The following is a 20,194-nucleotide window of genomic DNA, read 5'->3' on the forward strand; positions in this document are numbered from 1 at the left end:
TTCAACCTGCGGCCGCGCTCACGGCGGCGCGCCACTGCATCGCCCCCTGCGGGCTGCGCGGGTAGGCGCGCAGCGGCGCCAGCAGCGCGGAAAAGAAGGCGTAATAGCCGGCGCACAGCCGGTTGTAGCGATCTTCGCCCACATGCGCCGGGCAACCGCCCTGGCAGACGCTTTTCACGCTGCAGCGTTGGCACTCGCGGCGCAGGCTTTTGTTTTTACCGAACGGCATCTCCGCCGCCCTTGCCGCCAGGGTGGCGAGGGGCGTGTGGTGATCGGCATGGCCGAGCAGATGCTGCGCATTGATCAGATGATCGCAGGCGTAAAGCCGCCCGTCCGGCTCCATCACCAGATTGCCGCCGCAGCGTTCGGCGTGCACGCAGCTGGGGCTGACATGGGTGAAATACTGCGCGTAGACCTGTTCGATGTTCATTACAAAGACTTGGCCAACGTGCCCGCGGCTGCGCCAGCGGCGGTATATCGCCAGCATGAAGCGCCCCCAGTTGGCGGCGCTCAGTCCGTAACCGGCGGTGGGTGCATCCCCTTCCAGCATCAGCGGCTGGAACTGCAAATAACGCGCCCCGATCGCCACCGCATGATCGTAGATCGCCTCGGCGCGATCCGCGACGCCGTCGTGCACCACCATCAGCAGGTTGAAGTCGATCTGATGACGCTGCAACAACGCAATGCCGCGCAGCGCGGCGTCATAGCTGGCGCCGCCGCGCTTGTCCGGCCGGTGGGCGTCCTGCACCTCGCGATCGCCGTCCAGGCTGACGCCGAGGATAAAGTGATGCTGCCGGAACAGCCGGCACCAGGCGTCGTTCAGCAGTGTGCCATTGGTCTGCAGGCTGTTGCTGATCCGCACGCCCGGTGGCGCATAGCGGCGCTGCAACGCCAGCGCCCGCTTGTAAAAACCGATCCCCGCCAGCAGCGGCTCACCGCCCTGCCAGACGAAGTTGATCTCGCGGCTGTAACGCGGTTGGGCGGCGATGTAGCCGCGGATAAACTCCGCCAGCAGGTCGTCGTCCATCTTGCGCGTCCGCTCTTGCTGGCGCTGCGGGTAGTAACAGTAGCGGCAACCCAGGTTGCAGCCGGCGCCGATCGGCTTCACCAGCAAATGAAAAGGCGCCGCCGCGCGCGGTTCGCTCTCCACCGGGATCTGCTGCGCGCGCAGCTGGGCCAGATTCATGGCGCCGCCTGCGGCAACGGTTTGTGGGTCTGCGGATCCAGGCCGATGTAGTCACCGGTGCTGGCGTCAACGCCGAGATAGTCGATCGCTGCGCCTTTGGCTTCAATGACCATGCTCTGCTGCGCAAAGCGGCGATACGCTTCGCTCAGCCGTTTGACCCGTTCCGGGTTAGCGGCGGCCAGATCGCGCGTTTCCAGCGGATCGTCATGCAGGTTGAACAGCCCCCACGGCGCCAGCTGCGCCGTCGGCCCGGCCTTCACCAACCGCCGCAGCTTCCAGATGCCGTCTACATAGGCGGCCTGGTTATGCAGCTCCACGCCGTAGGTCGCGCGCGGCACGCCGTTGGCCTCGCCGCTGAAATAGCGCTTGAAGCTGACGCCGACCATCGGCAGCGTCGGTTTCGCCTTCAGCGGTTTGTTGGCGTCGATGCCGGCATAGTCGTACAGCGTCGGGGCGATGTCATACACCGCCATCGGCGTGCGGTCGATGCCGCCGCGCCCTTTCAGCTGTGGCGCGGAGATGATGAAATCGGTATTGATGCCACCCTGTGCGCTGGTGGTTTTGTGGTAGTTGGCATACGGCGCATTGCTGACGTTGGCCCAGTGCGGCCCGTAGGAGATGAACGATCCCTTGCGGCCGAGGTTGGCGTAGCTGTTGTCGAACTGCCGCCAATACTCCGGCTTCGAGCCGTAGTAGAAGCCGCTGGCGGGGTTGGCGCCGTTGTCGGTGGCGAACACGATCACCGTATTTTTATCGCGACCGGTCTGCTTCAGGGTGTTCAGCACCGCGCCGACCTGATCGTCCATATAGGCAATCATCGCCGCGTACACCTGCATGGTCTTGGCTTCATATTTTTGCTGCTCGGGCGTCAGCGCGTTCAAGGCCTTATCCAGCGCCAGCGTCGGCATCGGCGTGCGATCGGAAATCAACCCCAGCGCTTTCAGGCGTTGAATGCGCTGCTGATAGGCCTGCTGGTAGCCGGCGTCGTATTTGCCGTCGAATTTGGCGATCCAGTCATCCGGCGCCTGCAGCGGATCGTGCGGCGCGGTGAACGCCAGATAAGCGAAGACGGGCTTATTCTGCGGCGTCTCGCGGATCCACTGTTCCAGCTGATCGGCATAGGCCTTGCTGGAGTAGAAATCTTTGGGCAACGACACGCGTTTGCCGTTCAGGGTGTAGAAGGTGTGGAACGCCTCCACGGTGCCCAGCGGTTTCGCATCGTCGAAATGGCTGGTGCCGCCGCCCATGAAAGCGAAGGCGCGCTCGAAGCCGCGATCGGTCGGTTTGGCGCCGTCGACATAGCCCAGGTGCCATTTGCCCGCCATCATGGTGGCGTAACCCGCGTCGCGAAAGCGCTCCGGCAATGTGGTCACGCGGTCGGTCAGCCGCATTTCATAGCCCGGCTGCGCGGCGGTGCTCTCATACCACCACATGCCGCCCATGCCGGCCTGCTGGTTGGTGTTGCCGGTCATCAACATCGACCGCGCCGGCGCCGACATCGGCGAGGTGTAGTACTGGCTCATGCGCACGCCCCGCTCGGCCAGCGCCTGCAGGTTGGGGGTCGGTATCTCGCCGCCGAACGGGCTGATGTCGGAGTAGCCCATATCGTCCACCAGAATGATCAGCACATTGGGGCGATCGGCGTCCGCCCCCTGAGCCAGGCCCGATAAGGCGCCGCTCAACGCCACCGCCAGCGTTTTTTTCTGCATCGTTCGTTCCCCGTATGGTCATGTGGACTGAACAACCCGACGCCTCAGCCCGAGAAAGGTCATCATTTTTTCGTCTTATACGTTTGGCGCCGCCTGGCGCTATCTTCAATTCGCAGTGTAGGAAGCGGTGGAAAAGCCTGGCTATCGTTCTTAAGAACGAGGGACGGCGACGGTCGCGCCGGTTGTAGCACGCGCAGAGCGGCGAGGGCCTCGCCCAGGCAAGCATTGAAAAGCGCTGTAAATTCAGCGGGAAAAGCGGTGAATTATTTCATTAACCTATTAATGAAAATCGCGATGAATACAGCCTGAAAAGCCCTGACTAACGCAGTGTCATCTTGTTATTTATGTGTTTTATTGCAATCGGCCTCACGTTGTTAATATGTTTTTATTGTGTTGCCAAATTGCTACAACTATGCTTGTATCGTTCATATATTGACCGCCAACATTCTCCAGTTGAACGATAAAGGGAGGAACACGAATCATGCACAGCACCGCATCCGATGCCTTTATCAACAGTTGTTTGGCGACCATTACGCACCTGATCCCGGTGTCCGCCGGGGTGTTTTATCTGGTCGATCGCGACCTGCGGCCGGATCACTACATCCTGCACGGCATGCCCGATAAAACGCATCAGCAGTACCTGAACCACTTCCAGCAGATAGACCCGCTGCAGCCGGCCAATTTCCATCGCCAGGACATCACCATGGTCGGCATGAGCCCGGCGGCGATCGCCGGCAACCGCCGCTATTACCACGACTTTATGCTGCCGAACGACATGCGCGACATGACGGAGATCTTCATCCGCCAGCGCAAGCGCATCGTCGCCGGGGTATCGCTGATCCGCGATACGCCGTTTACCGAAGCGGAGCGCGGCCGACTGCGCGCGGTGCTGCCGCTGATCGAGCTGGCGACGCGCGATCTGCTGCCCGACGGCGAGGCGCAGCTGCTGACCGCCAAAGAGCAAGAGATCGTCAACCTGGTGCGCGAAGGCGCCAGCAATAAGCGCATCGCCCTGAAGCTGGGCATTTCGCTGTCCACGGTGAAAACCCATATGCGCAATATTTTCGCCAAAACCGACGTGGTGAACCGCACCGAACTGGTCGCCGGCGGTTTTCTCGCCCACGGTTAACGCCCGATAGCGGCCGCCGCTGCCGACGGCCGAAAAATAACGCCAGAACGTATTCGCCATTTATGGCGCGGCTTCCCCCTGCCCGCAATCGGGCCGAGCGGGATATTTCATCGTCACTTAACGCTTGGGGAATAAGGTTTATGTCCAGTGATTCGGTTTCCGCGCCCGCCGTCGGCGCGGCGCTCCCCTGCCCGCCGCGGTTGCTGACCGCCATTATCGTCTTCGCCGCCATCGCGCCGGGCATTCTGATGACCGCCCCCGCCGTGGCCGCCCAGCTCGCCGCGCAGTGGCAGCTCGGTCCGGCGCAGATTGGCCACCTGTTCTCCACCGAACTCGGTGCCATGAGCCTGGCCACGCTGCCGGCGTGGTGGTGGATCGGGCGCATCAACTGGCGGCGGGTCGCTACGCTGTCGGCGCTGGTGTTTATCGCCGGCAACCTGGCTTCGGCGCTGGTGCAGGATTTCACCCTGCTGCTGCCGCTGCGCTTTATCGCCTCGCTGGCGGGCGGCACCCTGATGATCCTGTGCATCACCTGCGCCGCCGGCACCGCCAATCCCAGCCGCGTCTATGCCTTCTGGGTGCTCGGCCAGCTGGTGCTGGGCGCGGTCGGGCTGCTGGTGCTGCCGCCGCTATTCGCGCACTTCGGCCTGATGGCGGTCTACCTGATTTTGGCGGCCATCATGCTGTGCTGCCTGCCGCTCATCCCGGCGTTCCCCAACGGTTTCACCGCCGCCCGCGCCGCCCGCAGCGGCTCCGCCGCCTCGCTGGCGCGCAAGCTGTGCGCCGTGCTGGCGGTGCTGACCTTTTACATCAGCCTGAGCGCGGTCTGGACCTTTATCGGCGGCATCGCCGCCGGCGCCGGGCTGTCGCCGGCTCACAGCGGCCAGGTGCTGGCCGTCGCCACCTTGCTCGGCATCGTCGGCGCCGGCGCCGCGGCGCTGATCGGCGCGCGCTTCGGCGGCGGGCGCCTGATCGTGCTGGGGTACGCCCTGCTGCTGGCCAGCGTGGCGCTGCTGACGGGCCAACCCTTGCTGCTGCGCTTCGCCCTGGCCGCTCTGCTGTTCAAATTCACCTGGACCTTCGTGCTGCCGTTCATTCTGGCGCGGGTCGCCGGGCTGGATAACGACGGCAAGCTGATGAACGGCATCAACCTGGTGATCGGCGGCGGCATGGCCATCGGCCCGACGCTGGCCGGCTCTCTGATCGAATCTTTCGGCGGTTTCAACGCCTTGCTGCTCGGCGCGCTGGGCTGCGCGCTGCTGTCGCTGCTGTTGATTTCGCTGGCTTCACCGCGCGCACCGCGCCGTATAACAGGAGGAGAAAGGTGAAAAGAACAACCGGTTTCTTGTTTGATGAACGCTGTTTCTGGCACAGCACCGGCCTGCACGCCACCACACTGCCGGTCGGCGGCTGGGTGCAACCGCCCTCGGGCGCCGGCCATGCCGAGTCGCCGGAAACCAAACGGCGCATGAAGAACCTGATGGACGTATCCGGCCTGTCGCGCCGGCTCACCCTGCTGAGCGCTGAACCGGCGACGGAAGAAGATCTGCTGCGCATCCACCCCGCCCACTACCTGCAGCGCTTCAAACAGGTGAGCGACAGCGGCGGCGGCCTGCTGGGGGAGGAAGCGCCGCTGGGGCCGGGCAGCTATGAAATCGCCAAACTCTCCGCCGGCCTGGCCTGTGCGGCGGTGGAGGCGGTGCTGCAGGGCGAACTGGATAATGCCTATGCGCTGTCGCGCCCGCCAGGCCACCACTGCCTGCCGGATCAATCGATGGGCTTCTGCTTCCTGGCCAATATTCCCATCGCCATCGAGCGCGCCAAGGCCCGTTACGGCCTCGGAAAAGTGGCGGTGCTCGACTGGGACGTGCACCACGGCAACGGCACCCAGCACATCTATTGGCAGCGCGGCGACGTGCTGACGCTGTCGCTGCATCAGGACGGCTGCTTCCCGGCGGGCTATTCCGGCGAGCAGGATCGCGGTGAAGGCGACGGGGCGGGCTGCAACGTTAACGTGCCGATGCTGGCCGGCGCCGGCGACGACGGCTACCTGCACGCCATGCGGCGCATCATCATCCCGGCGCTGGAAAAATTCGAGCCGGAGCTGATCATCGTCGCCTGCGGCTACGACGCCAACGCCCTCGATCCGCTGGCGCGCATGCAGCTGCACAGCGACAGCTTCCGCGCCATGACCGCGCTGGTGCAGGACGCCGCCGACCGGCTGTGCGGCGGCAAGCTGGTGATGGTGCACGAAGGCGGCTACGCCGAATCCTACGTGCCGTTCTGCGGGCTGGCGGTAATGGAACAGCTGAGCGGCGTGCGCACTGAAGTGCAGGATCCGCTGCTGGCGTTCATCCAGCAGCAGCAGCCGCGCGACGCCTTCAACCGCTTCCAGAGCGAAGCGCTCGATGCGCTGGCGCGCCAGTTCGGCCTGTAATCCCCCCTTTGCGGGCGCCGCACCCGGCGCCCCTGACAACGTCGCCGCCAGCCGCTACGCTGAAGGGCAACCCTACCACCATGAGAACAATAACATGTCCGAACAAACCGTCAGCTTTATCAAAGGCCGTCACGGCGACATCGCCGTGCACGACTGGGGAAACGACAAGCCGCGCTATCTGGCGCTGCTGGTGCACGGCTACGGCGAGCATCTCGGCCGCTATCAATACGTGGCGCGCACGCTGCAGGCGCAGGGCGCGCGGGTGTTCGGCCCCGACCACCTCGGCCACGGCCTGTCGCAGGGCGAGCGCGTGCTGATCGAAGATTATGACGCCGTGGTCGACGACGTGCAGCGCGTGGTCGGCCATTTCCGGCAGCAATACCCCACCTTGCCGCTGGTGGCGATCGGCCACTCGATGGGCGGCATGATCGCCACCCGCTACGTGCAGCGCCATGGCGAGGAAGTGCGCGCGCTGGTGCTGTCCGGCCCGCTGCTCGGCGACAGAACGGCGATCTCCGATCTGGCCGAACTGCCGACGATCCCCGACGCGCCGCTGGATACCGCCACCCTAGCGCGCGATCCGGCGGTCGGCGCAGCGTATCAGGAAGATCCGCTGGTGTGGCACGGGCCGTTCAAGCGCCCCACCCTGCGCGCCATGCAGCGGATCCTCGCCGCCATCAACGCCGGGCCGGGCTTCGGCGCGCTGCCCACGTTATGGATCCACGGCGACGACGATCGGCTGGTGCTGATGAGCGAAACGCAAACCGCGCTCGATCGTCTGCAGGGCGACGATTTCGAACGGATGATCAATGCGGGCGGGCGGCACGAGAGCTTTAACGAAACCAATAAGGATCAGATCCTCAAGCGGGTGACCGATTTTATTGCGCGGGCGTTAGGCTAAGGCGTTCCCCCTCAGCAGGCTGAGGGGGCATGACGGCGTCAGCCTTCGACGATGGCGAGGTAGTGTTTGACGAAGCGATCCGAGGTGATGTCCCAACGCACCGGGGTGCCCTTCTCGACGAACCAGGAGTCGCCGGCCTGATATTGCACCGATTCGCCGGTGCGTTCGTTGGTCAGGGTCGCGCTACCTTCCCACACCGTGGCGTGCTCGGCGAACGGGTACTCCATCACGAAGCTGCCGCGGGTGCAGCTGAATACGCCGCAGTTCAGGTTGTCGGTCGGTTCGCCGAAAATGCTGGCCACGCCGACGTTTGGCGTGCCGGCGATCACCGTGGCGCCCAGGTTGCTGACGCTGCCGATCTCCAGCAGTTCCGGCAACGGTTGTTTAAGCAGTAACGGTTTCATGTCATTCTCCTCTGAGGGTTAACGGCGGCCTTTCCAGTAGCCGGATGTCTGGTGCCAAACCTTACCGGCGGTGGTCATCACCCGCCGCAGCTTGTCCTTGCCGAAGATGTTGACGTGCGGGATCGAGCTCATCAGATCGTACCGATCGGATCCTTCGCTCATGCCCTCCGCCAGCACCTTGCACACGATGTGGCTCGGCGTCACGCCGAAGCCGGAGTAGCCCTGCACGTAAAACACGTTGTCGCGATCCGGCAGCGTGCCGATCTGCGGGAACAGGTTCGCGCTGCAGCACAGCGGGCCGCCCCAGGCCAGATCGATCTTCACGTCTTTCAGGTACGGGAACACCTTCAGCATCAGGTTGCGGTTCCAGGCCTTGAGATCCGACGGGAAATATTCGATCAGGCGGGTGGCGCTGCCGAACAGCAGCCGGTTTTCGTTGGTCACCCGGTAATAGTCGATCACCGGGCGGATGTCGCTGTAAGCGCCGCGGATCGGACTGATCTGGCGGATCAGTTCGTCAGACAGCGGCTCGGTGGCCAGCTGGAAGGCGTAGGTATTGATGGTCTTGCGGTAGATCTGCGGCTCCATGCCGTTGAGGAAGCCGTTGCAGGCCCACAGCATCTTGTTGGCGCGCACCGAGCCCATGGCGGTGCGCACCGTGATGCGCGGGCCATACTCGACGTCGAGCACGCTGCTGTTCTCGAAGATTTTCACTCCGTAGCCGCTCAGCGCCTTGGCCTCGCCCAGCAGCAGGTTGAGCGAATGCACGTGGCCGCCACCCATGTGTTTCAGCGCGCAGGTGTAGGCGTCGGAACCCACCACCTGCTTGACCTCCGCCCCGGTGTAGAGCTCAATTTCCTCCTCCGGCGCCACCGCCCTGAACTCCTTCAGCCAGCCGCGCAGGGTCTTCTCCTGGCGCGCGTTGCTGCCGAGATAGCCGTAGCCGAAGCAGAAGTCGGCGTCGATGTCATATTTCTTGATGCGTTCGCGGATGATGCCGGCGCCGAGGTTGCTGATCTTGAAGATGGTTTCCAGCCCGGCCGGGCCGACGTGGCGTTTGATCTTCTCCAGATCGTGGCCGATGCCAGCCATCACCTGGCCGCCGTTGCGCCCGGTGCCGCCGTAGCCCAGATAGCGGCCTTCGAGAATGGCGATGTTGGTGATGCCCTTCTCCGCCAGCTCCAGCGCGGTGTTGATGCCGGAGAAGCCGCCGCCGATGATCACCACGTCGACGTCCAGATCCTCTTCCAGCGTCGGGAAGCGCAGATCGTATTTTTTGGTCGCCGCGTAGTAGGTTAAGGACTCGATTTCGTTGTTCACTGCCGCACTCCCGATTGCCTATGCCATGACATCGGATTATCAGGAGCAGTGGGATCGTTCGCTATGTCCCCTTAGGGACATTCGTCCCCTTCATCTTTCAAACTACAGCGTTGTTGGCTGCTGACGTTCACCCCAGTCACTTACCTAAGTAAGCTCCTGGGGACTATCGTCCTGGCCGCCTAGCTGTAGCTTGAAAGCTATAGGGGATACATCGATACATTCACGCGCTGCGCCGCTGCGGGGCGGTCAGCAGCAGGCTGAACAGTTCGGCCTGCGAACCGATGTTCAGCTTGCCGTAGATGTTCTTGCGGTGGTTTTTTACCGTGCCGAGGCTGATGAACAGCCGGTCGGCAATCTGCGGCGAACCGCAGCCGGCGAGGATCAGATCGACGATCTCGCGCTCGCGCGGCGTCAGCAGATAGCGCGCCTGGGCGCCGTCGCTGTTCACCGTCGCGTCCTCGGCCGGCGCCGCCACCACCTCACCGTGCAACCGAGCCACGCTTTTCACCAGCGTCAACGCGCTGCGCAGATCCGCCCGTTGCGGGTAGCGCACCGCCACCGTGCGGCGCGCCGAGCCGAAGAACACCCCCAGCCCGCGCTCCGGCGTCAGCTGCAGCAGCACGCCGGCCTCGTCGTGCCAGCCGGTCTTGCGATAAAAATTGCGATAATAGTCGCTGTGATAAAACCCGCAGGGCGCCAGCTGGCGCAGCGTGAGCACCTCACCTTCGCCGCCGTCGCTCAGCGCGCGGTAAAACGGATCCTGCAGGTAGGCGCCCTGTTGGTAGAGCTGGTTGACCGCATCGCTGTTTTCCCGCTCGGTTTTGATCAGGCAATGCGGCGGCCGACCGCGTTCGAAGGCATAGACGATGGCGTTGTCGAAGGCGAAGAACCCTTCCAGCCAATTCAACAGGCTGGGATAAAAGCGCGGGCTGGCCACCGCATCGATCACCGCAGACAAGCGTTCAACCTGAATTTCCATACCCGCCTCGCCATTATTAATACATTAACAACCTACCGATTCCGGATGGGGTCGGCCGCATGGCGGCCGGTACTGTTAAAAAAAGCATCCGCAGCGCCGAAATGCAAGAACGCGATCGTTTACATGTTAAACAACTCACAGGTTGCCGCGGCGGGGAAAGCGGTGGCCGCTCCGCGCCCGCTGGCTTATGCTGTGGCATCGCGACCTGCAACGCCGTCAAGGAGACCTCATGTCCGTCAGCCACATCATCGCCAACCGCCAGACCTGGTTCGGCCACGGCAGCATCCAACAGCTGTCGCCGCTGCTGCTTGCCGATCCGCAGCCGACGCTGCTGTTCAGCTGCCGATCTTTTCTCAACGGCCCGGTGTACGCCGGCCTGCGCGAATCGCTGGCACCGCTGTTCATCGGCACCGAGATCGTCAGCCACGAGGCGTCGCCGCAGGAAATCGACGCCTGGGTGGCGCGCTGGCGCGGACAGGCGCGGCGCGTGGTGGCCATCGGCGGCGGCAGCGTGCTGGACGCCGCCAAAGCGTTCTCCGCGCTGGTTGAGCACCCGCTGCCAACGCTGCGCTATATGGAAAAGGTGGGCGACAGCAAAATCAGCGGCGCCACCCTGCCGCTGATCGCCATTCCCACCACCGCCGGCACCGGTAGCGAGGTGACGCAGAACGCGGTGATCACCGATACCCAGATCAGCAAGGTGAAAGCCTCGCTGCGCCATAACAACTTCGTGCCGCACACCGCCATTCTCGATCCGCAGCTGCTGGCGGGCGCCCCGGACAAGGTGCTGGCCTACTGCGCCATCGACGCCTTCACCCACCTGTTCGAGGCCTATCTGTCGAAAACCGCCGGCGCCATGACGCGCGACATGTCGCTGAGCGGCATCCGCCACTTCCTCGCCGCCTGGCCGGCGCTCAACCGCAGCGACGCGGCGCGCGAAGCCATTATGCAGGCTTCCTACCTCGGCGGGCTGACGCTGAGCGCCGCCGGGCTGGGGGTCATTCACGGCATCGCCGGCGAGATCGGCGCGCTGCGCGACTACCACCACGGGCAGGTCTGCGGTCGCCTGCTGCTGCCGTTCCTCGCCCTGTTGGAAAACAGCGAACAGCCGCAGCAGCGCGCGCTGATGGCCGAGCTGGCCGCCAGACTGTACCCGCACTGGCAGGGCAGCCCGGAGAGCTACCTGACCGATTTCATCACCCGCCACGCCATCGCGCCGTTCTGGCAGGACGATTTGCCGATTTCCGGCCAGGAATTGGCGGTGGCGCTGGAGAAATCCAACAGCAAGAATTCCTGGATCGACTATGCGCCGGCGCAGCGGCAACGGATGATCGAAGAGGCGTTTCGCGTCGAATGATGATATCTACCCTAAATAGTTGGAGCTGCATCCCGGCGGCAAGAGGCGGCTCGCCAGGAGCTTACTCAAGTAAGTGACTGGCGTACGCACTCGCAGCCAACACAGATGCAGTTTCAAGTATGACGGGTATAATCAGATCAACGCACTAGCAGGAGTAAGGAAATGGGCATCATCGGCTGGATCTTCGCCGGCATCGCGGTCGGCATCCTGGTCGGCGCGCTGATCAGAATCTTCGGCAAGAAGAAAGAACAGTAAGCGTCACGCTGTTCCGTGGGCCGCCAGCAGGCACTCATGGAACAGCTTCACCACCCGCTGCGGCACCGGCGAGCGGCGCAGCACGCTGGAGTATTCGCAGTGATAGCGGAACAGCGCCGGTTTGATCGCCCGCATCATATTCTGCGCCACGAAAAACGCCGCGTAGTGATCCGGCAAAAAGCCGACGTATTTGCCGGACAGGATCAGCGTGGCGATCGACTCCTGCGCAAACCCCGTCGCCTTGCGATGCAAATGTTGCTGCAGGCTCAGTTCCATATTCGGCGAATGATAGCCTAATCCGGCGAAGGCATAATTGTGCAGCAGATCCCAATTTAATGTTTCATGGGGGCCGGAAAATAATTCATGCTGCGCGCCGCAATATAAGAACATCCTCTCACTGAATAACGAATGATAAGATAAACTTTCCGCGCTGCGGTGCATGGGAATAACGCCAACCTGAAATTGCCCGTCAATGACGCCGCGTTCAATGGTATTAATCGGCTCCACGTACATTTGCAAAGAAACCTCCGGCGCGCGCTCGCTGAATAATGCGATGGCCCGGCCGATCTGCGCCTGCGGATTGCTGACCGTATGGTCGAATATCGCCACGTGCAGCTGCCCGCCCATGCGCTGGTGCACCTCGTCCACCCCGCGCCGGAATGCCTCGGTGGCCGCCAGCAGGTTGACGGTTTCCTGGTAGATAATCAGCCCCTCGTCGGTGACCGCAAAGCCCTCACGCCCGCGCTGGCACAGCGTCAGGCCCAGCCGCTGTTCCAGATCCTTGATGTGCTTGCTGATGGTCGACAGGCTGATATTCAGCTCCAGTTCGGCGGCGCTCATGCCGCCGCAGTCGACCACGGCCTTGAATACCCGCAGCAAACGCAGATCCATATCCGACAATTGTCCTAACAGCGCGCGCTTTTTTACTTGCATAAAACCTTAAGTAAGTTTCGACATATGATTATTCACAGTAGAGAACAAGCGGTACATAGTCAATTTCGCACAACAATTCGTTAACAACTCAGTTTATTTCATTAATCGCTCTTATTTTCCTGTTCGGAGGAAAACATGGCCGCTGAAAATCACCCGCTAAATAACCTCGATGCCGCAGGATTAGAGGCCCATTGGATGCCTTTCACCGGCAACCGCAATTTTAAAGCGCAGCCGCGCATCATTACTCAAGCCGCGGGGGCGTATTACACCAGCCACGACGGCAGAAAGATTTTCGACGGCCTGTCCGGATTGTGGTGCTGCGGATTGGGGCACGGCCGGCAGGAAATCACCGACGCCGCCCAGCGCCAGCTGACGACGCTGGATTACTCGCCGGCGTTTCAGTTCGGCCACCCGCTGTCGTTCGAGCTAGCCAACAAAATCAAAGCGCTGACGCCGGCGGGGCTGGATTACGTGTTCTTCACCGGCTCCGGCTCGGAAGCGGCGGACACCTCGCTGAAAATGGCGCGCGCTTACTGGCGCGCCAAAGGCCAGGCGGGCAAAACCTGCTTTATCGGCCGGGAAAAGGGCTACCACGGCGTTAACTTCGGCGGTATCTCGGTCGGCGGCATCGCCGGCAACCGCAAGGCGTTCGGCGCCGGCGCCGAGGCGGACCACCTGCCGCACACCCTGCTGGCCGGCAACGCCTTTTCGCGCGGCATGCCGCAACAGGGGGCGGAGCTGGCGGAAGAGCTCAACCGCATCATCGCGCTGCGCGACGCCTCGACGATCGCCGCGGTGATCGTCGAACCGTTCTCCGGCTCCGCCGGCGTGATCGTGCCGCCGGTCGGCTATCTGCAGCGCCTGCGCGAGATCTGCACCCAGCATGACATTCTGCTGATCTTCGACGAAGTGATCACCGCCTTCGGCCGCTGCGGCGCGATGACCGGCGCCGAGGCGTTCGGCGTCACGCCGGACATCATGAACATCGCCAAACAGGTGACCAACGGCGCGCAGCCGATGGGCGCGGTGGTGGTGCGGCCGGAGATCTACCAAACCTTCATGAACGGCGGCGAGCCGGACTACCAGCTCGAATTCCCGCACGGCTACACCTACTCCGCCCATCCGGTCAGCTGCGCGGTCGCGCTGGCGACGCTGGACATCCTGCAGCGCGAACAGATGGTGGAGCGCGTACAGGCGCTGGCGCCCTATTTCGAACGCGCGGTGCACAGCCTGCAAGGAGCCAAACACGTCGCCGACATTCGCAATATCGGCCTGGCGGCCGGCATCACGCTGGCGGCGCGGCCCGGCGAACCGGCGCGGCGCCCCTTCGAGGCGGCGATGCGCTGCTGGGAAAGCGGATTTTACGTGCGCTACGGCGGCGACACCCTGCAGCTGGCGCCGCCGTTCATCAGCAGCGAAGCGCAGATCGACGCGCTGATCAACGCCGTCGGCGACGCCCTCAACGCCACCGAATAAGGAGAGAATCATGACCATCACCCATTGGATCAACGGCGAGCCCGCCGCCGGCGGCGAACGCAGCCAGCCGGTTTACGACCCGGCCACCGGCCAATCGGCGCAGGAGGTGCAGCTGGCCGACCGCGCCACGGTGGAGCGCGCCATCGCCGCCGCCGAACAGGCCTATCCCGCCTGGCGCGATACCCCGCCGCTGAAACGCGCGCGCATCATGATGAAGCTCAAGGATCTGCTGGAGCAACATGCCGACGCCGTCTGCCAATTGATCACCGCCGAGCACGGCAAAGTGCTCAGCGACGCCCTGGGCGAACTGCAGCGCGGCATCGAGAATATCGAATACGCCGGCTATGTGCCGGAACTGCTGAAAGGCGAACACAGCAAAGAGGCCGGCCCAGGCATCGACAGCTGGAGCGAGTTTCAGCCGCTGGGGGTGGTGGCGGGCATCACGCCGTTCAACTTCCCGGCGATGGTGCCGCTGTGGATGTGGCCGATGGCGGTCGCCTGCGGCAACACCTTCGTGCTGAAGCCTTCCGAGCGCGTCCCTTCCGCCGCGCTGTATATCGCGCGGCTGGCGGCGGAAGCCGGGCTGCCGCCGGGGGTGCTCAACGTGGTCAACGGCGATCGCGAAGCGGTGGAGACGCTGCTGCATGACGGGCGCGTCAAAGCAATCAGCTTCGTCGGCTCAACGCCGGTGGCGGAGCACATCTATCACACCGGCTGCGGTCAGAACAAACGGGTGCAGGCGCTGGGCGGCGCCAAGAACCACGCGGTGGTGCTGCCGGACGCCGATATCCCCGGCGCGGTCGGCGCGCTGATGGGCGCGGCGTTCGGCTCCTGCGGCCAGCGCTGCATGGCCATCCCGCTGGTGGTCGCGGTGGGTGAAGGCACCGCCGATGCGCTGATCGCCGGGCTGCGGCAACAGATGGCCGCCATGCGCGTCGGCCCCGGCAGCGACAATCGCAACGACATGGGGCCGCTGGTGACCCAACAGCATTATCAGAAGGTGAAAGGCTATATCGAGCAGGGCGTGGCCGAAGGCGCCGAGCTGCTGGTGGACGGCCGCGAGCTGAGCGTGACCGGCGACGACGGCCGCCCCAGCCAGGGGTATTTCCTCGGCCCGACGCTGTTCGATCGCGTGACGCCGGGCATGCGCATCTATCAGGAAGAGATCTTCGGCCCGGTGCTCGGCGTGGTGCGCGCGGCGTCGCTGCAGGAGGCGATGACCTTGATCGACGCCCACGAATACGGCAACGGCACCTGCCTGTTCACCCGCGACGGCGAAGCGGCGCGTTACTTCTCCAGCCGCATTCAGGTCGGCATGGTGGGGATCAACGTGGCGCTGCCGGTGCCAGTGGCCTACCACTCGTTCGGCGGCTGGAAGCGCTCGCTGTTTGGCGATCTGCACGCCTACGGCCCGGACGCGGTCAGGTTCTACACCAAACGCAAGACCGTGACCCAGCGCTGGCCGGCCTCCGGCGACGCCCGGCTCGCCAGCTTCAGCTTCCCGTCGGGGCAGGGGTAATCCCAGAATAACGAAAAGTCCTTTCCGGGGAAGTTCGCTTCCCCGGTATTTCCACGCGCTCCATTTCATCTTTACGCAGGACAACAGAGCCGCCCTTCTGGCGGCAACAACAATTCACCCAAGCGTTAATGGAGTAGTTCCCAATGAAAGAGTCCGCCCCTGAACACACCTTCAAAGGCAATCTCAGCGTCCTCGACGTGGTAATGATCACCGCGTCCGGCGTGACGCCGGCCAGTTCGATCTTCGTTATCGCGCCGCTGGCGATCGCCAACGCCGGCAGCGGCGCCTTTCTGTCGTTTCTGATCGCCGCCTGCGTCGCCGCCGCCATCGCGCTGTGCTATGCCGAGCTCGGCGCCGCACACCCCAGCGCCGGCGGCGAATACAGCATCATCAAGCGCCTGTTCGGCACCCTGTGCGGGTTGCAGACCTACCTGTTTATCCTCAGCGCCTCGCTGTTCGTGCCAGCGGTGCTGGCCACCGGCGCAGTGCCCTACCTGAATACCGCGCTGGGCACCCAATTCGACGCCTCCACCGCCGGCATGCTCACCGTGCTGGTCGGCGGTATCTGCGCCATTTTCAACATCAAGGCCAACGCCCTGCTGACCGGCGCCTTTCTGGTGGTGGAAGTGGCGGTGCTGGCGCTGATCGCCTGGCTCGGCTTCAGCCACCCGCATCAGAGTACGGAGATCCTCACCGCGCCGGTGATGCTGGACGCGCAGGGCAGCCTGGCGCCGGTATCGCTGCCGCTGATCGTCGCCATGGTCGGGGTCGCGCTGTTCTCCTACAACGGCTACGGCGCGGCGGTGTACATGGCGGAAGACATGCGCGAACAGGGCAGGCCGATGGCGATCGCGATCATGCTGACGCTGGCCATCGTGGTGCTGGTGGAACTGGTGCCGTTCACCGCCCTGCTGATCGGCTCGCCGTCGCTGACGGAGATGGCCAAACAGGCCGATCCGGTCGGCTACGTGGTCACCCAGCTCGGCGGCCCGACGCTGGCGCGGGTGGTGAGCGGCGCGATTTATCTGTCGGTGTTCAACGCCATTATCGCCATCGTGGCGCAGTTCAGCCGCATGATGTTCGCCAGCGGACGTGACGGCTTCTGGCTGCCGGCGTTCAACCGGGCGCTGAAAATCATCCACCCGCGTTTCGGCACCCCCTGGATCGCCACCCTGCTGTTCGGCGTGCCCTCGGCGCTGCTGGCGTTTTGCTCCGATCTCGAATCGCTGACCTCATTCACCGTGATCCTGCTGCTGCTGGTGTACATCATCATGGCGGTGGCGGCGCTGATCAGTCGCCGTCGCCGCCACTTCCACCACCCGTACCTGATGCCACTGTGGCCGCTGCCGGTGGTGGTGGCGCTGCTGTGCTGCCTGTACGTGCTGTGGACGATTTTGATCGCCAGCAGCCTGAAAGACTTTATTATCATTGCCGGCATCATCGGCTTCGGGTTGGCGCTGAACCATCTGCGCGGCCGCCAGACGGCGCCCCTCGCCGCCCCCTCTATAGAAGGAGAATAACCATGACGCAGCGCGCTCAGGATCTGGGCATCATCATCGGCCAGGGCACGCCCGGCCCGCTGAACGCCATCACCGACGTGCCCGGCGTGCGCGTCGGCCATGCCAGCATTCATGCCGACTTGGCGGACGGGCGCAGCGTGCGCACCGGCGTGACGGTGATCGAACCGCGCCCCGGCTCCGCCCGCCACGCGCCCTGCTTCGCCGGCGTGCACGTGCTGAACGGCAACGGCGACGCCACCGGCCTGGAATGGGTGCGCGAAGCGGGCCTGCTGACCAGCCCAATCGCCTTCACCAATACCCACAGCGTGGGCGTGGTGCGCGATGCGCTGATCGCGCTGGAGCGTGAAGCGCTGCCCGCGAGCGACAACGCGGTGTACTGGAATATGCCGGTGGTGATGGAAACCTTCGATGGCCTGCTCAACGACATCAACGGCTTTCACGTCAAGGCTAAACACGTGCGCGAAGCGCAGCAAGCGGCCCGGAGCGGCTTGCCGCAGGAAGGCGCGGTCGGCGGCGGCAGCGGCATGATCTGCCATGAATTCAAAGGCGGCAGCGGCACCGCATCGCGCCGCTTGCCCGCCGATCAAGGCGGCTGGACGGTGGGCGCCATCGTGCAGGCCAACCACGGCAAGCGCGAGTCGCTGTTGGTGGGCGGCTACCCGGTGGGCCGCCACCTGGGGCATCTCCCCTCGCCGTTCACGCCGCAGTTGCCGCATCCCGGCATGGGCTCCATCGTGGTGGCGCTGGCGACCGACGCGCCGCTGCTGCCGCACCAGTGCGCGCGGCTGGCGCAGCGCGCCAGCATCGGCATCGCCCGCACCGGCGGCGGCACCGAGGATTCGAGCGGCGACATTTTCATCGCCTTCGCCACCGGCAACGACGGCCTGCCGCCCGCCGACTACGCCAATAAAGGCGATTTCACCACGCCGCTGCGCATGGTGAACAACGACTACATTTCGGCGCTGTTCGCCGCGGCGGCGGAAGCGGTGGAAGAAGCGATCGTCAATGCGTTGCTGGCGGCCAATACTGTCAGCGGCAACGGCCATCGGGCGGAAGGGTTGAGCGCCGAACAGCTGGTGACGGCGCTGGAGAAAGCCGGCTGGCGGCGGTAAAAAACACAGGGCGCGGGGGTTAACCGCGCCCTGATTATCAGGATTCGCCGCCCGGTTTGGGCGTCGGGTAATCGTAATCCAGCTTCAACGGCTCGGCGTAGACGCTGTCCCACAGCTGTTGGTACAGCTGGTCCAACCGCCCGCTCATCGCCGTGCTGTGCAGCACCAACTCCAGATTGCGCGAGTTGTCCAGATAGCCGCCGGTCCAGTTGCTGGTGCCCACCCAGGCGATCTCATCATCAATGGTCATCAGCTTGCTGTGGATCACCCGGGCAAACGGGATGAAGCCGCTGCTGGCCGGCGGAATGGTCACCACCTTGATCTGCACGTTCGGCACCAGCGCCAGGCTCTTCAGCCAGGCGATATCCGGCTTTTTGGTGTTCCAGTTTGCCACCATCAGCTCGATCTGCACGCCGCGCGCCGCCGCGCTGCGCAGCGCGTTGTCGATCACCGCATAGAAGGGACGGCTGCGTTCCGGGCCGAACGACAGCGGCGCGTAGTCCATCACCTGCACCCGCACCCGCCGTTTGGCGTCGGCCAGCAGGCGCGGCAGCTCGGCCTGCGAGTCGATCACCCCTGCCGGATTGTAGGCGCGCGGGCTGGCCACCAGATAGTTGCCCTGCGGGGGCGCGGTCGGCGGCGAGTCGGGCAGCGCCGGCACCGGCTTATCCTGCGCCAGCAGCGCCTGCGCCCGCCAGTCCTGTTCGAAGATCGCCTGGATCTGCCCCACCACCCTGGCGTCGCTGATGCGCAGCCCGGTTTCGTGAATGTGTTCCAGCGCGCGCCAGTCGAAGTTCTGGCTGCCGACGAACGCCTGCTCGCCGTCCACCAGCAGATACTTGGCGTGCAGGATGCCGCCGCTCAGCTTCTGGTAAGGAATGATGCGCAGCTCCAGATTGGGGATCGCCTTCAGCTGTTCCAGCGTTTCGGCGGTAGAAATGCGAAGGCCCTTCTCTTCGACCAAAAAGCGGATTTTCACCCCGCGCTCGCCGGCCGCCTTCAGGTGCTGCAGCACGCCGTCCAGCAGCGAACCGTCCTGATTCGCCACGTAGAACTGCCCCAGGTCGATGCGGGTTTTCGCCGCGTCGAACATCTCGCGCCACACCTCGGCGGTGTTGCGCAGGTCGTCGGCCTGCAGCGCGGTTTCCACCGGCGCGGTGTACACCAGCTCGTAACCGGGAATAGCAAAACGCGCCGCAGCGCTCTGGCTCAACATCAACAAACAACCGCTCCACAATGCCGTATAAAGGCGGCCTCTCGGCCGCCGTGCTGGATGGCCATTAGGCATAGCGCGGCGCTCCGCTGTCAACCCATTGTTCGCCGCTGCCGCTCTCCGGACGGCTGGCCGGTTGACCGGCGCGGATCAGCAGCACCTTCAGCAGTTCGTTGATGCGCTCCATGCGGCTCTGCAGAAAATTGTTGGCCACCAGGCACAGCAGCGCGATGGCGATGCCCAGCCCGGTGGCGTACAGCGCGGTGCCCATGCCGGCCGACACCAGACTCGGCTCGGACACCCCCGAGGCGGCCAGCGCCTTGAAGGTTTCGATGATCCCCATCACCGTGCCGAGCAGCCCCAGCAACGGCGCGGCGGTGACCACGGTTTCCAGCAGCCACAGGCCGCGCGCCATCGGCGGCTTGCTCAGCAGGTACTGGGCGTCGATCAGATCGCCGATCGCCTCGCGGTCGCCGGCGCGGTGTTTCTGCGCCAGCACCGGCGCGATCACCGCCATCGGCAGGCTGTTGCGCTGGGTCAGCGCGTCGGGCAAATCGGCGGCGCGGCGCACCTCCGGCGTCAGCGCCTGCTCCAGCCGGCGTGCCTGGCGCTGGGTATAGGCGAAGTACAGCGTGCGTTCGATGATGATCACCAGCGCAATCGCCAGCGCGGCGTACATCACGTAGAAAATAATGTCGTGCAACAGATTGGCGTCCATACAGGTTTCCTCTTCCCCGCCGCACG

17 protein-coding genes are annotated in these 20,194 nt (G+C 64.1%); 9 read left to right on the forward strand and 8 right to left on the reverse strand.

Translation table 11 applies throughout. The features are described 5' to 3' along the window. Position 1: 1 nt before the first annotated feature. Together CRO23_RS21055 and CRO23_RS21060 are read right to left on the reverse strand one after the other, a co-directional pair. Positions 2-1,186 carry an anaerobic sulfatase maturase gene (locus CRO23_RS21055; RefSeq protein WP_097102811.1) on the reverse strand — a complete coding sequence of 395 codons (1,185 nt, stop codon included), beginning with the start codon at positions 1,184-1,186 and terminating at the stop codon, positions 2-4. Continuing rightward, positions 1,183-2,895: an arylsulfatase gene (locus CRO23_RS21060; RefSeq protein WP_097102813.1), complete on the reverse strand. Its 1,713-nt coding sequence runs from the start codon at positions 2,893-2,895 to the stop codon at positions 1,183-1,185. Before CRO23_RS21060 ends, CRO23_RS21055 begins: the two co-directional genes overlap by 4 nt. Positions 2,896-3,376: 481 nt before the next feature. Between CRO23_RS21060 and CRO23_RS21065 the strand changes: the two genes are divergently transcribed. The 4 genes from CRO23_RS21065 to CRO23_RS21080 all read left to right on the forward strand — a co-directional run bounded on the left by CRO23_RS21065 (position 3,377) and on the right by CRO23_RS21080 (position 7,362). Continuing rightward, the gene (locus CRO23_RS21065; protein ID WP_016929201.1) at positions 3,377-4,024 is read left to right on the forward strand and encodes a helix-turn-helix transcriptional regulator; all 648 of its coding nucleotides are present in this window, start codon (positions 3,377-3,379) and stop codon (positions 4,022-4,024) included. Positions 4,025-4,164: 140 nt separating this feature from the next. Beyond that, the gene (locus tag CRO23_RS21070) at positions 4,165-5,352 is read left to right on the forward strand and encodes an MFS transporter (protein ID WP_097102815.1); all 1,188 of its coding nucleotides are present in this window, start codon (positions 4,165-4,167) and stop codon (positions 5,350-5,352) included. Beyond that, positions 5,349-6,461 (forward strand): class II histone deacetylase, encoded by a 1,113-nt coding sequence (locus CRO23_RS21075; protein WP_097102817.1) that lies wholly within the window; start codon positions 5,349-5,351, stop codon positions 6,459-6,461. The genes CRO23_RS21070 and CRO23_RS21075 overlap by 4 nt, the downstream gene beginning before the upstream one ends. A gap of 94 nt (positions 6,462-6,555) precedes the next feature. Continuing rightward, complete coding sequence (locus tag CRO23_RS21080) at positions 6,556-7,362, forward strand: alpha/beta hydrolase (RefSeq protein WP_097102819.1); 807 nt, start codon at positions 6,556-6,558, stop codon at positions 7,360-7,362. Positions 7,363-7,400: 38 nt separating this feature from the next. On the opposite strand, the gene CRO23_RS21085 is transcribed toward CRO23_RS21080, so the two are convergent. The 3 genes from CRO23_RS21085 to CRO23_RS21095 form a co-directional block, all read right to left on the reverse strand. After that, on the reverse strand, positions 7,401-7,766 hold the full coding sequence (locus tag CRO23_RS21085) for a cupin domain-containing protein (protein WP_015376517.1): 366 nt from the start codon (positions 7,764-7,766) through the stop codon (positions 7,401-7,403). An 18-nt stretch (positions 7,767-7,784) separates the two neighbouring features. Beyond that, the gene (locus tag CRO23_RS21090) at positions 7,785-9,086 is read right to left on the reverse strand and encodes an NAD(P)/FAD-dependent oxidoreductase (RefSeq protein ID WP_016929206.1); all 1,302 of its coding nucleotides are present in this window, start codon (positions 9,084-9,086) and stop codon (positions 7,785-7,787) included. Between the two features lie 220 nt (positions 9,087-9,306). Continuing rightward, entirely contained in the window at positions 9,307-10,065 is a 759-nt protein-coding gene (locus tag CRO23_RS21095) for a helix-turn-helix transcriptional regulator (RefSeq protein ID WP_097102821.1), read from the reverse strand. A gap of 229 nt (positions 10,066-10,294) precedes the next feature. Between CRO23_RS21095 and CRO23_RS21100 the strand changes: the two genes are divergently transcribed. Next, positions 10,295-11,422: an iron-containing alcohol dehydrogenase gene (locus CRO23_RS21100; RefSeq protein WP_097102823.1), complete on the forward strand. Its 1,128-nt coding sequence runs from the start codon at positions 10,295-10,297 to the stop codon at positions 11,420-11,422. A gap of 258 nt (positions 11,423-11,680) precedes the next feature. Here CRO23_RS21100 and CRO23_RS21105 read toward each other — a convergent pair whose 3' ends face one another. Then, positions 11,681-12,610 carry a LysR family transcriptional regulator gene (locus CRO23_RS21105; RefSeq protein WP_016929209.1) on the reverse strand — a complete coding sequence of 310 codons (930 nt, stop codon included), beginning with the start codon at positions 12,608-12,610 and terminating at the stop codon, positions 11,681-11,683. 135 nt (positions 12,611-12,745) lie between these two features. Here CRO23_RS21105 and CRO23_RS21110 point away from each other — a divergent pair, with 135 nt between their 5' ends. From CRO23_RS21110 to CRO23_RS21125, 4 genes are all read left to right on the forward strand, one after another. Then, a complete protein-coding gene (locus CRO23_RS21110; protein ID WP_097102825.1) occupies positions 12,746-14,086 on the forward strand; it encodes an aspartate aminotransferase family protein in 1,341 nt (446 codons plus the stop codon). A gap of 10 nt (positions 14,087-14,096) precedes the next feature. Next, entirely contained in the window at positions 14,097-15,605 is a 1,509-nt protein-coding gene (locus CRO23_RS21115) for a CoA-acylating methylmalonate-semialdehyde dehydrogenase (RefSeq protein ID WP_016929211.1), read from the forward strand. A gap of 143 nt (positions 15,606-15,748) precedes the next feature. Further along, on the forward strand, positions 15,749-17,125 hold the full coding sequence (locus CRO23_RS21120) for an APC family permease (RefSeq protein ID WP_016929212.1): 1,377 nt from the start codon (positions 15,749-15,751) through the stop codon (positions 17,123-17,125). A gap of 2 nt (positions 17,126-17,127) precedes the next feature. After that, positions 17,128-18,237: a DmpA family aminopeptidase gene (locus tag CRO23_RS21125; RefSeq protein ID WP_097102827.1), complete on the forward strand. Its 1,110-nt coding sequence runs from the start codon at positions 17,128-17,130 to the stop codon at positions 18,235-18,237. A 37-nt stretch (positions 18,238-18,274) separates the two neighbouring features. Here the strand turns inward: CRO23_RS21125 and CRO23_RS21130 are convergent, their stop codons facing one another. Then, on the reverse strand, positions 18,275-19,525 hold the full coding sequence (locus tag CRO23_RS21130) for a phospholipase D-like domain-containing protein (protein WP_097102828.1): 1,251 nt from the start codon (positions 19,523-19,525) through the stop codon (positions 18,275-18,277). Next, complete coding sequence (locus CRO23_RS21135; RefSeq protein WP_016929215.1) at positions 19,518-20,168, reverse strand: MotA/TolQ/ExbB proton channel family protein; 651 nt, start codon at positions 20,166-20,168, stop codon at positions 19,518-19,520. Before CRO23_RS21135 ends, CRO23_RS21130 begins: the two co-directional genes overlap by 8 nt. Positions 20,169-20,194: the final 26 nt, after the last annotated feature.

Source organism: Serratia sp. JKS296 (assembly GCF_900215445.1).
GTDB lineage: Bacteria > Pseudomonadota > Gammaproteobacteria > Enterobacterales > Enterobacteriaceae > Serratia > Serratia marcescens.

Coding starts and splice junctions, on each gene's coding strand:
- CRO23_RS21055 (WP_097102811.1), bottom strand. CDS start 1,186: ATGAATCTGGCCCAGCTGCGCGCGCAGCAGATCCCGGTGGAGAGCGAA.
- CRO23_RS21120 (WP_016929212.1), top strand. CDS start 15,749: ATGAAAGAGTCCGCCCCTGAACACACCTTCAAAGGCAATCTCAGCGTC.
- CRO23_RS21080 (WP_097102819.1), top strand. CDS start 6,556: ATGTCCGAACAAACCGTCAGCTTTATCAAAGGCCGTCACGGCGACATC.
- CRO23_RS21060 (WP_097102813.1), bottom strand. CDS start 2,895: ATGCAGAAAAAAACGCTGGCGGTGGCGTTGAGCGGCGCCTTATCGGGC.
- CRO23_RS21110 (WP_097102825.1), top strand. CDS start 12,746: ATGGCCGCTGAAAATCACCCGCTAAATAACCTCGATGCCGCAGGATTA.
- CRO23_RS21130 (WP_097102828.1), bottom strand. CDS start 19,525: ATGCCTAATGGCCATCCAGCACGGCGGCCGAGAGGCCGCCTTTATACG.
- CRO23_RS21070 (WP_097102815.1), top strand. CDS start 4,165: ATGTCCAGTGATTCGGTTTCCGCGCCCGCCGTCGGCGCGGCGCTCCCC.
- CRO23_RS21135 (WP_016929215.1), bottom strand. CDS start 20,168: ATGGACGCCAATCTGTTGCACGACATTATTTTCTACGTGATGTACGCC.
- CRO23_RS21065 (WP_016929201.1), top strand. CDS start 3,377: ATGCACAGCACCGCATCCGATGCCTTTATCAACAGTTGTTTGGCGACC.
- CRO23_RS21105 (WP_016929209.1), bottom strand. CDS start 12,610: ATGCAAGTAAAAAAGCGCGCGCTGTTAGGACAATTGTCGGATATGGAT.
- CRO23_RS21085 (WP_015376517.1), bottom strand. CDS start 7,766: ATGAAACCGTTACTGCTTAAACAACCGTTGCCGGAACTGCTGGAGATC.
- CRO23_RS21100 (WP_097102823.1), top strand. CDS start 10,295: ATGTCCGTCAGCCACATCATCGCCAACCGCCAGACCTGGTTCGGCCAC.
- CRO23_RS21115 (WP_016929211.1), top strand. CDS start 14,097: ATGACCATCACCCATTGGATCAACGGCGAGCCCGCCGCCGGCGGCGAA.
- CRO23_RS21125 (WP_097102827.1), top strand. CDS start 17,128: ATGACGCAGCGCGCTCAGGATCTGGGCATCATCATCGGCCAGGGCACG.
- CRO23_RS21095 (WP_097102821.1), bottom strand. CDS start 10,065: ATGGAAATTCAGGTTGAACGCTTGTCTGCGGTGATCGATGCGGTGGCC.